We start from the raw sequence: 12,395 nt of genomic DNA on the forward strand, positions 1-12,395 counted from the left end.
TGACGGCAATCGAAGAGCGCGGTCTTCGATTGCCTTACAAATCCATCGCTTGCTTACGCAAGCTCTTGATTTGCGCGACCCTCCATGGTCGCGATGATGGTTTCTTGCGAAACCATCATGGATCCATGGACGGAGCTTTTGCGGTGGGATGCAGTCGATGACCTTCCGGTTCAAGGTGATGCTGGTCGCCGGTGCGCGGCCCAACTTCATGAAGATCGCCCCCATGATGCGGGCGCTGGCCGCCCACGGCGGCTTCTCGAGCATGCTGGTCCATACCGGCCAGCACTACGACGAGGCGATGTCCGCCACCTTCTTCGAGCAGCTCGGCATCCCCGAGCCGGACGAGAACCTCGGGGTGGGATCGGGATCGCACGCCGTGCAGACCGCCCGCATCATGGAGCGCTTCGAGCCGCTCTGCCAGCGGCGGCAACCCGATGCCGTGGTGGTGGTGGGCGATGTCAACTCCACGATCGCCGCCGGGCTGGTGGCGACCAAGCTTGCCATCCCGCTGGTGCACGTCGAGGCGGGGCTGCGGTCGTACGATCGGAGCATGCCGGAGGAGATCAACCGCCTGGCCACCGACGCGATCAGCGATCTCTTCTTCGCCACGGAGGAGGAAGCACGGGCCAACCTCCTGCGCGAAGGGCACGATCCGCGGCGTGTCCACCTCGTCGGCCATGTGATGGTCGACAACCTCTTCCACCAGTGTGCGCGGCTGGATGCGGAGCCGGTCGAGCCTCCCTGCCGACCGCCGCGCCCCTATTTCTGCCTCACCCTCCACCGGCCGGCGAACGTAGACGATCCCATCCGGCTCGAGCGGCTGTTGCGGGCGATCGTCGCGGTGGGCGCCACCGCCCCGGTGCTCTTCCCCTGCCATCCCCGCACCGAAGAGCGGATTCGGCGGCTGGGCTGGTGGGAACGCATCCAGCGGGCCGACGGGCTCCATCTGTTGCCGCCGCTCCCCTACAACCAGTTCCTTGCACTCTGGAGGGAGTCCGCCGCCGTGCTGACCGACAGCGGCGGCCTGCAGGAGGAGACGACGGCGTTGGGCATCCCCTGCCTCACCCTGCGGGAGAACACCGAGCGTCCGGTGACCGTCACCCACGGCACCAATACGGTGATCGGCGACGATCCCGAACGTCTGCTGCACTCGGTGCGGGAGATCCTGGCCGGCAGGGGCAAGCGGGGGAGGGTCCCCCCCCTGTGGGACGGCCGGGCCAGTGTCCGCATCGCCGCCATCCTCCACGACTTCCTCCGCGCCCGCGCCTCCACCGGGGGGGGGGCGCACACCGCAGGGGGGTGAGACGGGTGCGCATCCTGCTGCTCACCTTCTACTTCCAGCCGGACCTCTGCGCAGGTTCCTTCCGCGCCACGGCGCTGGTCGAGGCCTTGCGGCGGCGACTCGGGCCGGAGGACCGGATCGACGTGGTGACCACCATGCCCAACCGCTACCACGACTTCCGCGTATCGGCGCCGCCCGTGGAGCGCTTGGGCCCGGTGGAGGTGGTCCGGCTGCCGCTGCCGCCGCACCGCAGCGGCTTCCTCGATCAGGCACGCGCCTTCTCCGCCTACTTCCTCGCCGCCCGCGCGCGCGCGGCAGAGCGCCGCTACGATCTGGTCGTCGCCACCTCCTCCCGCCTCTTCACCGCCTTTCTCGGGGCGCGCATCGCCCGTCGCCAGCGGGCGCCGCTCTTTCTCGACATCCGCGACCTCTTCGTCGATACCATGCGATCGCTCCTCTTCCCCTCCGCCCGCGTGGTGCTCCTGCCCCTCTTTTCCGCGGTGGAGCGTCACACCCTGCGCACGGCCGGGGGGATCAATCTGGTCTCCGAGGGGTTTCTGGACGATGTGCGCCGCCTGGCTCCGTGGGCGAGGATCTCGCTGCATCCCAACGGCATCGACGACCTCTTCCTGCAGCACCACTTCCCGCCGCCGCGGCGCGACCGGGCCGGCCCGCGCACCATCTGCTACGCCGGCAACCTGGGCCAAGGGCAGGGTCTGGAGCGGATCGTTCCCGGGCTGGCGCGTCGACTCGGGAGGGGATACCGCTTTCGCATCATCGGCTCCGGCGGTATGCAGCGGGCGCTGGCCGCGGCGACGGCCGGGCTCGATCAGGTGGAGCTGATCCCGCCGGTGGGCCGTGAGCGGCTGATCGGCTTCTATGAGGAGGCGGAGATCCTCTTCCTCCATCTCAACGATCGTCCCGCCTTCGACAAGGTGCTGCCGTCGAAGATCTTCGAGTATGCCGCCACCGGCAGGCCGATCCTCGCCGGTGTCCGCGGCACCGCCCGCGCCTTCCTCCAGCGGGAGGTGGCCGGCGCCTACTGCTTCGATCCCGGCGACATTGAGGAGGCGGCGCGGCTGGTTTCCACCATTCCGCCGGGTGGGGTCGATCGGAGGCCGTTCGTCGACCGCTACGCCCGAGGGCGCATCATGGATCGGCTGGCGCAGGAGATTCTGGCTCTGGTCGCGTGATCCGCTCCAGCGCCCAGGCGGCGTGCTCGCGCAGCAGCGGCGCTTCGTCGCGCAGCAGGGCGCGCAGCGGGGGGATGAGCCGGCGATCGCCGCTGTTGCCGGCGGCGATGCAGGCGTTGCGCACCAGGCGGATGCGGCCGCCGCGCCGCAGTGGCGTGCCGCGGAAGCGGATGCGGAAGCCCGCCTCGTCCAGCGTCAGCAGCTCAGTCAGCAGCGGGGCGCGATTCTCGTTCTTTGGCGCGAGCAGGTCGGGGTGCGGTGCGGCCACCGCGCGGTTCCAGGGGCAGACGGTCTGGCAATCGTCACAACCGAAGATGCGCCGCCCGAGCAGCGGTCGCAGCGGCGGCGGGATCGGGCCGTCGTACTCGATGGTCAGCCAGGCGATGCAGCGGCGGGCGTCGACCACGAACGGCGCCACGATCGCCCCGGTGGGGCAGGCGTCGATGCAGGCGCGACAGCTGCCGCAGTGGTGGGTGGCGGGAGGATCGCACGGCAGCTCCGCGGTGGTGAAGAGTTCGCCGAGCAGCAACCACGATCCCCCCGTCCGGTTGAGCGAGAGCGAGTGCTTGCCCTGCCAGGCGATCCCGGCTGAGGCGGCGAGCGCATGCTCCAGCACCGGCGCGGTGTCGACGAAGATCCGCTGGTCGTGCCGCCCGAGGAGTCGGTCCAGCGCCCGGGCCAGCCGGCGCAGCCGCCGCTTCATCACCTTGTGGTAGTCGCTGCCCCAGGCATAGGCGGCGACGATTCCGCGCGGTTGGCCGTCCGTGGTCGCGGGCTGCGGGGGGGTGTAGCGCATCGCGACACAGATCACGCTGCGCACGCCATCGAGCAGTGATGCGGGCCGCATCCGCCGCGCCAGCCGCTCCTCTTCGGCCATCCACCACATATCGGCGTGGTGGCCGGCATCCACCCAGGCGCGCAATGCCGCCGCATCGCGCGCGGCGACCCGCGGGCGGGTGATGCCGCAGAAGTCGAACCCCGCCTCCGCGGCCAGCGCCTTGACGCGATCGCGCAGCGCCGCGGGCACCGTCGCCGCGATCAGCTCCCCGGCGGCATCTCCTCGATGCCCAGCCGCGCCGAGGCGGCCGCCGGATCGAGCAGTTCGGAGAAGGTCTTCAACTGCTTGGAGCGCGACGGATGGCGCAGCTTGCGCAACGCCTTGGCCTCGATCTGGCGGATGCGTTCCCGGGTGACGCCGAACTGTTTGCCCACCTCTTCCAGCGTGTGGTCGGTGTTCATGTCGATGCCGAAGCGCATGCGCAGCACCTTGCGCTCCCGTGGGGTCAGCGTCTCGAGCACCTCGAGGACCGCCTTCTTCAACGCATCGGAGACCGTCGCATCGAAGGGGTTCTCCGCACGTTCGTCCTCGACGAAGTTGGCCAGCACCGAGTCCTCCTCGTCTCCGACCGGAGCCTCGAGCGAGACCGGCTCCTTGGCCACCTCGAGGATCTGCTCGATCTTCTCCTCGCTCATCTCCAGATGGACGGCCAGCTCGGAGAGGGTCGGTTCCACGCCGGTCTCCTGGGCGATGCGCCGCGAGACGCGGGTGATCTTGTTGATGGTCTCGATCATATGCACCGGGATTCGGATGGTGCGCGCCTGATCGGCGATCGAGCGGGTGATCGCCTGTCGTATCCACCAGGTGGCGTAGGTGGAGAACTTGTAGCCGCGGCGCCACTCGAACTTCTCCACCGCCTTCATCAGACCGATGTTCCCCTCCTGGATCAGGTCGAGAAATCCCAGCCCCCGGTTGGTGTACTTCTTGGCGATGGAGATGACCAGACGCAGGTTGGCCTCGATCATCTCCCGCTTGGCCTGACGCATCTTGGCCTCGCCCATGGTCAGGCAGCGGGCCACCTTCTTCAGCTCGGCCAGGGGGAGCTCGCACTCCTGCTCGACCCGCCGGAGCCGCCGTTGATGCTCCTTGATGCGGAAGGCGACCTTCTCCAGCTTCGGCACCCACTTGGCGTCGGGGTGGGCGGCGATCACCTGATCGACCCAGCGTTCGTCCGACTCCATCGGGATGAAGCTCTCCAGAAAGAGCTTGCGCGGCATGCCGGCGCCCAGCGCCAGGTCGCGGATCTCGCGCTCGAAGCGCCGCACGCGGGCGGTGGCGTTCTTGAAGCGCTGCACCAGCTGGTTGAGCCGCTTGGGCGAGAAGGGGATGTGCAGCATGTTCTGCAGCATCTGATCGAGCGCGTACTGCCGTTCGGCGGCGAGCTTCTTGTCGCGCGGGCGGCGCCTGGCGCGGGCGTCGAGCTCGACGAACTTCGCGTGCCACGCCTGAGCCTGCTCGAAGTGGTGGATCGCCTGGTCGAGCTGCTCCTCCATGGTGATCACCTTCTCCAGCATCGGCGTGCCGTCGGGGGTGGCGGTGCGGGCCTTGATCGCCTCGTTGAGCTTCTCCTGATCGAGCCCTTCGGGCTCCTCCGGTTCGTCATCGAGCTCGTCGGCCTTGTTCATCCGGTTCTCGTAGGCGTCGATGGCGGCGGCGTTGACCACCTTCTCCTCGATGTCGAGCAGATCGCGGAATACCGGCTTCTCCCCCTTCTCCTCGGCCTCCTTGCGGATGGCGATCACCCGCTCGCCCATCTTGATGATCTCGCGGAAGGTGGCCGGACAGAGGCAGATCGCCTCGTGCACCTTGAGCTTGCCCTCCTCGATGCGGCGGGCGATCTCGATCTCCCCCTCGCGGGTGAGCAGTTCGACCGTGCCCATCTCGCGCAGGTACATGCGTACCGGGTCGTCGATGCGGATGACCGTGCCCAGCTGGGTGGTATCGGCGCGCAGGGCGGAGTCCTCCTTGCGCAGCCGATCCTTGCGCACGGCATGGATGCCGTCCGGCGCCCGTTCCGGATCGACCACGTCGATGCCCATGTCGGTGAAGATGTTGATCACCGCCTCGATCCGGCCGGCGGATACCAGCCCTTCGGGCAGGTGCGCGTTGAGCTCGTCGTAGGTGATGAAGCCGTGCTCCTTGCCCTTGGCGATCAGGCTGCCCAGGTGGCGTACCCGCAGCTGTTCGGTGGTGTCGTTCATGGATGATCGAATCGCAAAACGTCCGTCCATGGACTTTTTGCTTAGGCGGCGATCGAAGAACGCGCTCTTCGATCGCCCTACAAATCAATCGCTTGCTTACGCAAGCTCTTGATTTACGCGGCCCTCCTGGCCGCGGATGCCGACTCGTTGCGAAGCCGGGATCTCCGGCAGATCCCTCCCCCTCGGGAGGCGATCGCGAAATGGGGTTGATCGCCGTTCCCCGCCCTGCGATGAGGAACTACCCCTCCGGCCGCCCCAGGGGCGGCGGTGCTCTCTCGGTGGATCGGGAGTGGTCGTAGGCCCTGCGCTGTCGGCTCAGCTCCCGCAGCCGCCGCTGCAGGGCGATGCTCTCATCCAGGGAGATCCCGCCGCCGCGCAGCCGGCGCTGGATCTGCTCCATGCGCAACGTTGCAAGAATCGCCTGATATTCGTGCTCCTCGATGGTGTCGTCGTCCGCTTCCTCCGCCTTCTGCGGGTCGCCCGCGGGGATCGGCTCCCGGTGCATCGACCAGGCGGGGATCTCCCTCGTCTCGGGAAAGGCCGCGGCCAGTTCGCGCACGATGCCCGCAGGGTCGTTGCGATGGTGTTCCCGCGCGGAAAAAGCGCGGGTGTATATCGACTGCAACCGGTCGTTGTCAAGAAAGAGCGTGCCATCCTGTGGCTCCAGCGCGACGAAGCGCTCGGGCCGCTGCAACAACGCCTTGAGAAAGCGGGCGCCGAGGGTTCTGGCGAGGTCGCGCGGGGAGCGGGCAGGCCGCCGCTCGACCGCCGTCGCCCTCGGACCGGGGGCGATGGCGATGCCGACGGCCCGTTCGGCCTCCTGTCGCCAGACCTGCGCCAGGTAGCGCTCACCCATGGTGGAGAGCATCTCGTGCGCCTGCCGGGCCATGCGGGCACGCCCCTCCACCCCGCCGCCGGCCGAACGGCGCAGGCCGTCGATCCAGTACTGCAGCGCACTGCGGGCATTCGTGCCGATCCGCCGCTGCAACCCTTCGGCCCCCTCTCTGCGCAGCAGGGAGTCGGGATCCTCCCCCTCCGGCAGGAAGAGAAAGTGCGGGGCATGGTCGGCGCCGAGCAGCGGCATCATCCGGGTCAGCGCCCGCCACGCCGCGTTGCGGCCGGCCTGATCGCCGTCGAAGCAGAAGAGGGGGGCGGAGCAGAGCTGCAGCACGGCGCGGATCTGCTGATCACCGATGGCCGTCCCCAGCGGCGCCACCCCCTGCGGCAGGCCGTGCGCGGCCAGCGCCAGCACATCCATGTAGCCCTCGACCACGATGAGCCGCCGTGCCTTGCGGATCTCCTCGCGATGTTCGGCCAGGCCGTAGAGGAGGGAGGATTTGTGGAACAGCGCCGTCTCCGCGGTGTTGAGATACTTGGGTTTGCCCTCGCCCAGGCTGCGCCCGCCGAAACCGACGATCCGCCCCCGACGGTCGCGGATGGGGAAGATGATCCGGTCGCGGAACCGGTCGCCTCCGCCGTGGGCCTGATCGCTGATCAACCCCACCTCGGCCAGCAACCGCTGCACCTCCCGCTTCGCGCCGAAGCGCCGGCGCATGAAGCCGTATCCGGGCGGTGCGTAGCCGATGGCGTAGCGCTCGATGATCGCCGGGGACATCCCCCGCTCCCCCTCCAGATAGCGGCGGGCGTGCGGCGCCTCGCGCAGCGCCGCGACGAAGGCGTCGGCCGCCTGCTGGAGCAGCTGTAGCTGGCGCCGGCGCCGCTCCTCCTCTCCGGCGGGGCGCCCTTTCCGCTCCGGCAGGGTCAGCCCCGCCTGGCCTGCCAGCAGCTCCACCGCCTCGGGGAAGCTGTAGCCGTCCAGGTCCATGAGGAAGCGGAAGGCGTTCCCCCCCTTGCCGCAGCCGAAGCAGTAGTAGAGCTGTTTGTCGGGAGAGACGGAAAAGGAAGGGGTTTTCTCGTTATGGAACGGACACAGCCCCATGAATCCGGAGCCGCTGCGCCTGAGCGCCACGCGGCGGGAGACGAGCGCGACCAGATCGGTGCGCTGCAACACCTCCTCGAGGAAGCCCTGGTCGAACTGCGCCAGTGGAGGTCAGTCTCCGCCGGTCAGACGCGCCTTGACCAGCTCCGAGACCCGACGCATGTCGGCGCGTCCGGCCAGCTCCTGTTGCAATCGGCCCATCACCCGGCCCATCGCCCGTATCGAATCGGCGCCAAGCTCGGTGCAGGCGCGATCGACGGCGGCGGCCAGCTCCCGATCGTCCAGTTGCCGCGGCAGCCACTGCGCCAGCACCTCCGCCTCGAACAACTCCTTGTCGGCCAAATCGTCCCGCCCCCCCTTGCGGTACTGTTCGGCGGCATCCTTGCGCTGCTTGATCAGCCGGCCGATCACCCGAACCACTTCATCCTCCTCCAGCGGTCGGCCGGCGGCGATCTCCTGCTCCTTGAGGGCGGCGCGCAGCATACGGATGGCCGACAGCCGCGGTTTGTCGCCCGCCTTCATGGCCTCTTTCATCGCCTCGGTGATGCGCTGCAGCATGATTGTATGCTCCTGATTCGGGATTAGAATCATCTTGCTGGATCAAATAGTTGTCACAAGATGCTGAAGCAAGGGACGAACCGTGGTCCCCCCGGAGGGGAAACAAAAAGGGCCGGGCGCCGCGACGCCCGGCCCCACGGGAGAGGAGGGGTTAGTAGTCCCGGGCGTCGCGTATGCGCATACGGCGCAACCGCTTGCGCAGCCGCTTCTGCGCGGCGGCCGCCTTGCGCTTGGCCCTGATCGACGGCTTCTCGTACGCCTCGCGCCGACGACACTCACTGATCACACCCGCGCGCTCCGTCTGCTTGCGGAACCGCTTGAGGGCGAGTTCGAAATCGTCCTCGTCCTCGACCTTGATGCCTGGCAACTGCATCACCCCCTTGTCTTGCAACATCGGCCGCTTCCCTGCACGGTTGCGCAAACACACGACCGCAGCGGCGGCGAAAAAGGGCGCGCATTGTCGTCCATCACGGGGCAAAGTCAATCACCAGATCGGACAGCGACCGGGGGCTTTTGGCCGACACCCTGACCATCTCCTCCTGGACCATGGTCTCGCGTCTGCTCGGCTTCACGCGCGACATCCTGCTCGCCGTGCTGCTCGGCGCTGGCGTGCTGGCCGACGCCTTCTTCGTCGCCTTCAAGCTGCCCAACTTCTTCCGCCGCATGCTGGCCGAGGGAACCCTCACCGTGGCGCTGATTCCGGTGCTGGCCCGGCAGCGGCAGGCGGGGGAGGGGCAGGCGCACGCCTTTCTCGATGCGCTGGCCAGCCTGTTGCTGCTGCTGCTGTTGCTCCTCTCCGTCGCCGGTGTGGCGCTCATGCCGTGGCTGCTGCTGCTCTTCGCCCCCGGCTTTCACGATGAGCCGAACCGCTGGAGCCAGGCCCTGCTGCTGGCCCGCTGGATGTTTCCCTACCTGGCCCTGATTTCGCTGGCCGCGATGGGCTGGGCGGTGCTCAACGCCTATCGGCGCTTCGCCGTCGCCGCGGCCAGCCCGGCGCTGCTCAACCTGGCGATCATCGCCGCCGCTCTGCTGCTCGCCCCATCGATGGCCAACCCGGCGCTGGCGCTGGCCTTCGGCGTTCTGGCCGGCGGCGCGCTGCAACTGGCCATCCAGATCCCGGCGTTGCGCCGCATCGGCTGGCGGCCGCGCCTCTCTCTTGCCTGGCGTCAGCCGGCGATCGGCGAGACGCTGCGGCTCTTCGTCCCCGCGCTGATGGGGGTGGCGGCGGTGCAGCTCAACATCCTGATCGGCACCATCCTCGCCACGCTGCTGCCGGTCGGCGCGGTCTCCTACCTCTACTATGCCGACCGCATCGTGCAACTGCCGCTGGCCCTCTTCGGCATCGCCATGGGCTCGGCGCTCTTGCCCGCACTCTCCGCCATGGTGGCCGAGGGACGGCGTGGTGCGGCGCAGGCGCAGTTGCAACAGGGGCTGGGGTGGCTGACCTGGATCACACTGCCGGCGACCGTCGGCCTCTTCATGCTGGCCCGGCCGGTGGTGGAGACCCTCTTCGTCCACGGCCGCTTCACCCATGGCGATGCGGTGGCCACCGCCCATACGCTGCAGGCCTATGCCCTCGGCCTGATTCCCTTCTGCTGGGCCAAGGTGCTGGGGGCGGCCTGCTTCGCCGATCGTCAGGCCAAGGCCCCGATGCACTACGCCATGGTCGGGGTGGCGGTCAACCTGCTGCTCGCCCTGCTGCTGATGGGGCCGCTGGCCTGGGTGGGGCTGGCGCTGGCCACCTCATTGGCCGCGCTGGCCAACGCGCTGCTGCTGGCGCGCAAGAGTGCCCTGCTCTACGGCAGGCTGCTGGTCGGTGGCGTGGCGTGGCGGATCGGCAAGGCGGCGGCGGCTTCCCTGATCATGGCCGGCTGGCTCAAACTGATCTGCTGGCGGTTTCCCTTTCCGCTCATGGCCGGCTGGCCGGAGCAGGGGGGGTGGTTGGCGGCGGTGATCGCGAGCGCCTTGGTCGTCTTCGGCGGCAGCGCATGGATCATGGGAGAGCGTATCATCCCCCGGCCTCCCCGCTGAGCGGTGGAGAAGGGCGCGGCAACGGAGGGCCGCGCGCAGCGACCGGAATATCGCGCCGACCTCCATGGAGGGATGTCGTGCCTCTACTCCAGATGCCGAACGAGTGTTTCGTATTCGATATCGAAACCGTTCCCGACGCGGCCGCCGCCCGGCGGCTGCTCGGCCGGCCCGAGCTGGACGACGACGCCGCCCGTCAGGCGTTGCGCGACTACTTCCTGGACAAGACCGACGGGCGCAACGACTTTCCGCGTCAGCCCTTCCACCAGGTGGTGGCGATCAGCTACGCCCAGTTGCGTCGGGAGCCGGGAGAGCAGGGGGAGGAGCTGGTCATCCGGCGGATCGCCAGTGGAGGAAGCGAGGCGAGCGACGAGCGGGCGCTGGTTGCCGGCTTCTTCGGCATGATCACGCAGCGGGCGCCGCAGCTGGTCAGCTTCAACGGCCGCGGTTTCGATCTGCCGGTACTCAAATACCGCGCCATGGTCCACGGCATCAGCTGTCCGCGTTGGTTTCGCGAGGGGGATCGCTACCACGGCTACGAGCAGCGCTACTCCGACCGCTACCACCTCGACCTGCTCGAAGCCTTCTCCGACCACGGCGCATCGGCGCGCTGCGGGCTGCACGAGATCGCCAGCGCCTTCGGCGTGCCGGGCAAGCTGGAGACCAGCGGTGCGGATGTGCTCGAGCTCTTCCGTGCCGGCGCGATCGACCGCATCCGCGCCTACTGCGAGACCGATGTCTGCGCCACGCTGCTGCTGTGGTTGCGTCTGCTCCATTTCCGCGGGCAACTGGGCGACGGGGCGTTGGCCCGCACCGAGGAGGGGCTGGCCAACTACCTGCGCGCCGAGGGGGAGGCGCGGCCGCATCTGCTCCGCTTCCTGCAGGCGTGGCGCCCGGATGAGGCCGCCATGCAGGAGGATGGCGCCGACTGAAAGGGTGCGCGCGGCGCAGGCAACGGTAGCATGCGCGGGCGCAGAGAGAGACCGGAGGCAAGGAGCGGGGCGCCGACATGATCGATTTCATCAACCAGGGTGGGGTGGTGATGTACCTGCTGCTCATCGCCTCGATCCTCGAGGTGGCCATCATCTTGGAGCGAAGCTGGAGCCTGCGTCCCTCGCTGATCATCTCCACCGATGTGCTGGGGCGAATGGAACAGGCGATCCGGCAGGGGGATGTCGAACGCGCCATGCAGATCTGCGGTCGGCACAACACCACCATGACCCGCATCCTGTGGCTGGCGCTGAAGAATCGCGGCATCAAGCGCTCCATGCTCAAGGAGCGGCTGGAGGAGAGCGGCCGGCAGGAGGTCTTCTACCTCGAACGCTACCTCGGCATCCTCGGGGTGATCGCCGCCATCGCGCCGCTGCTCGGTCTGCTCGGCACGGTGTTCGGCATGATCGAGGTGTTTCAGGTCATCTCCGTGCACGGCGTCGGCAAGGCCGACGTGCTGGCCGGCGGCATCTCCAAGGCGCTCAACACCACCGCCGCCGGGTTGGTGGTGGCCATCCCGGCGCTGATCGCCCACCGCACCTTCGAGACGCGGGTCAACGGCTTCGTGGTGGAGATCGAGCGGCATGCGCTCCGCTTCGTCGATCTGCTCAAGGGGGATGAGCCAGCATGAATGACGGCTTCGCAAGAAGCCGGCATTCGCGACCAGGACGGTCGCGCAAATCCGGAGGTTGCGGATGCAGCCGACGGATTTGTAAGGGGATCGAAGACCGCGCTCTTCGATCCCCGTCGAGCAAAAAGTCCACGGACGGACTTTTTGCGATTCGATCATGAATGACGGCTTCGCAAGAAGCCGGCATTCGCGACCAGGACGGTCGCGCAAATCCGGAGGTTGCGGATACAGCCGACGGATTTGTAAGGGGATCGAAGACCGCGCTCTTCGATCCCCGTCGAGTACATCCACGGATGGAGCTGTCGGGATGGGATCATGAATCTGCGCCCCCATCGATTCCGCCGCGATCCGCAGGTCGACCTCACCCCGTTGATCGACGTCGTCTTCCTCATGCTGATCTTCTTCATGGTCTCGACCAGTTTCGATGCGACCACCGCGCTCAAGCTCGACCTGCCGACCAGCCACGCCCGGGCGGATGCCGACGGCAAGCACCATCCGCTGGTGGTGGCGGTCCGGGCCGACGGAACCATCTTCGTCGACGGCAAGACGGTGGCCGACCGCGACCTGCGGGCCCGGCTGCTGGCGGCCAGCGGCGGCGACCCCGAGCGGAAGGTGTTGCTGCGCGCCGACAGCGACGCCCGCCACAAGCGGGTGGTGCTGGTGCTCGATACGCTGCAGCAGTTGGGGCTCAACCGCATCGGCATCGCCACCATGCCGGCGGAGGAGGGGGAGTAG

11 protein-coding genes are annotated in these 12,395 nt (G+C 68.2%); 6 read left to right on the forward strand and 5 right to left on the reverse strand.

The features are described 5' to 3' along the window. The first annotated feature begins 157 nt into the window (after nucleotides 1–157). Nucleotides 158–1,303 (forward strand): UDP-N-acetylglucosamine 2-epimerase (non-hydrolyzing), encoded by a 1,146-nt coding sequence (locus tag D6682_07500; protein RMH50216.1) that lies wholly within the window; start codon nucleotides 158–160, stop codon nucleotides 1,301–1,303. Nucleotides 1,304–1,308: 5 nt separating this feature from the next. Then, nucleotides 1,309–2,475 (forward strand): glycosyltransferase WbuB, encoded by a 1,167-nt coding sequence (locus D6682_07505; protein RMH50217.1) that lies wholly within the window; start codon nucleotides 1,309–1,311, stop codon nucleotides 2,473–2,475. On the opposite strand, the gene queG is transcribed toward D6682_07505, so the two are convergent. From queG to D6682_07530, 5 genes are all read right to left on the reverse strand, one after another. After that, the gene (gene queG / locus D6682_07510; GenBank protein RMH50218.1) at nucleotides 2,432–3,517 is read right to left on the reverse strand and encodes a tRNA epoxyqueuosine(34) reductase QueG; all 1,086 of its coding nucleotides are present in this window, start codon (nucleotides 3,515–3,517) and stop codon (nucleotides 2,432–2,434) included. The genes D6682_07505 and queG overlap by 44 nt on opposite strands. After that, nucleotides 3,514–5,514, reverse strand: coding sequence for an RNA polymerase sigma factor RpoD (gene rpoD, locus D6682_07515; protein RMH50193.1), 2,001 nt, complete (start codon nucleotides 5,512–5,514; stop codon nucleotides 3,514–3,516). Before rpoD ends, queG begins: the two co-directional genes overlap by 4 nt. A 238-nt stretch (nucleotides 5,515–5,752) precedes the next feature. Continuing rightward, nucleotides 5,753–7,558 (reverse strand): DNA primase, encoded by a 1,806-nt coding sequence (locus D6682_07520; protein RMH50194.1) that lies wholly within the window; start codon nucleotides 7,556–7,558, stop codon nucleotides 5,753–5,755. Nucleotides 7,559–7,564: 6 nt separating this feature from the next. Next, nucleotides 7,565–8,011, reverse strand: coding sequence for a GatB/YqeY domain-containing protein (locus D6682_07525; GenBank protein RMH50195.1), 447 nt, complete (start codon nucleotides 8,009–8,011; stop codon nucleotides 7,565–7,567). 151 nt (nucleotides 8,012–8,162) lie between these two features. After that, nucleotides 8,163–8,378 carry a 30S ribosomal protein S21 gene (locus D6682_07530; GenBank protein ID RMH50219.1) on the reverse strand — a complete coding sequence of 72 codons (216 nt, stop codon included), beginning with the start codon at nucleotides 8,376–8,378 and terminating at the stop codon, nucleotides 8,163–8,165. A 179-nt stretch (nucleotides 8,379–8,557) separates the two neighbouring features. Between D6682_07530 and murJ the strand changes: the two genes are divergently transcribed. The 4 genes from murJ (at nucleotide 8,558) to D6682_07550 (ending at nucleotide 12,395) form a co-directional block, all read left to right on the forward strand. Next, entirely contained in the window at nucleotides 8,558–10,042 is a 1,485-nt protein-coding gene (murJ, locus tag D6682_07535) for a murein biosynthesis integral membrane protein MurJ (GenBank protein ID RMH50220.1), read from the forward strand. Nucleotides 10,043–10,134: 92 nt separating this feature from the next. Next, a complete protein-coding gene (locus D6682_07540; GenBank protein ID RMH50196.1) occupies nucleotides 10,135–10,971 on the forward strand; it encodes a hypothetical protein in 837 nt (278 codons plus the stop codon). A gap of 77 nt (nucleotides 10,972–11,048) precedes the next feature. Continuing rightward, nucleotides 11,049–11,660 (forward strand): MotA/TolQ/ExbB proton channel family protein, encoded by a 612-nt coding sequence (locus D6682_07545; protein ID RMH50197.1) that lies wholly within the window; start codon nucleotides 11,049–11,051, stop codon nucleotides 11,658–11,660. 315 nt (nucleotides 11,661–11,975) lie between these two features. Then, nucleotides 11,976–12,395 (forward strand): biopolymer transporter ExbD, encoded by a 420-nt coding sequence (locus D6682_07550; protein ID RMH50198.1) that lies wholly within the window; start codon nucleotides 11,976–11,978, stop codon nucleotides 12,393–12,395.

This window comes from Zetaproteobacteria bacterium (assembly GCA_003696765.1).
Classification (GTDB): domain Bacteria; phylum Pseudomonadota; class Zetaproteobacteria; order Mariprofundales; family J009; genus RFFX01.

Coding starts and splice junctions, on each gene's coding strand:
- D6682_07550 (RMH50198.1), top strand. CDS start 11,976: ATGAATCTGCGCCCCCATCGATTCCGCCGCGATCCGCAGGTCGACCTC.
- D6682_07500 (RMH50216.1), top strand. CDS start 158: ATGACCTTCCGGTTCAAGGTGATGCTGGTCGCCGGTGCGCGGCCCAAC.
- D6682_07525 (RMH50195.1), bottom strand. CDS start 8,011: ATGCTGCAGCGCATCACCGAGGCGATGAAAGAGGCCATGAAGGCGGGC.
- murJ (RMH50220.1), top strand. CDS start 8,558: ATGGTCTCGCGTCTGCTCGGCTTCACGCGCGACATCCTGCTCGCCGTG.
- D6682_07540 (RMH50196.1), top strand. CDS start 10,135: ATGCCGAACGAGTGTTTCGTATTCGATATCGAAACCGTTCCCGACGCG.
- rpoD (RMH50193.1), bottom strand. CDS start 5,514: ATGAACGACACCACCGAACAGCTGCGGGTACGCCACCTGGGCAGCCTG.
- D6682_07545 (RMH50197.1), top strand. CDS start 11,049: ATGATCGATTTCATCAACCAGGGTGGGGTGGTGATGTACCTGCTGCTC.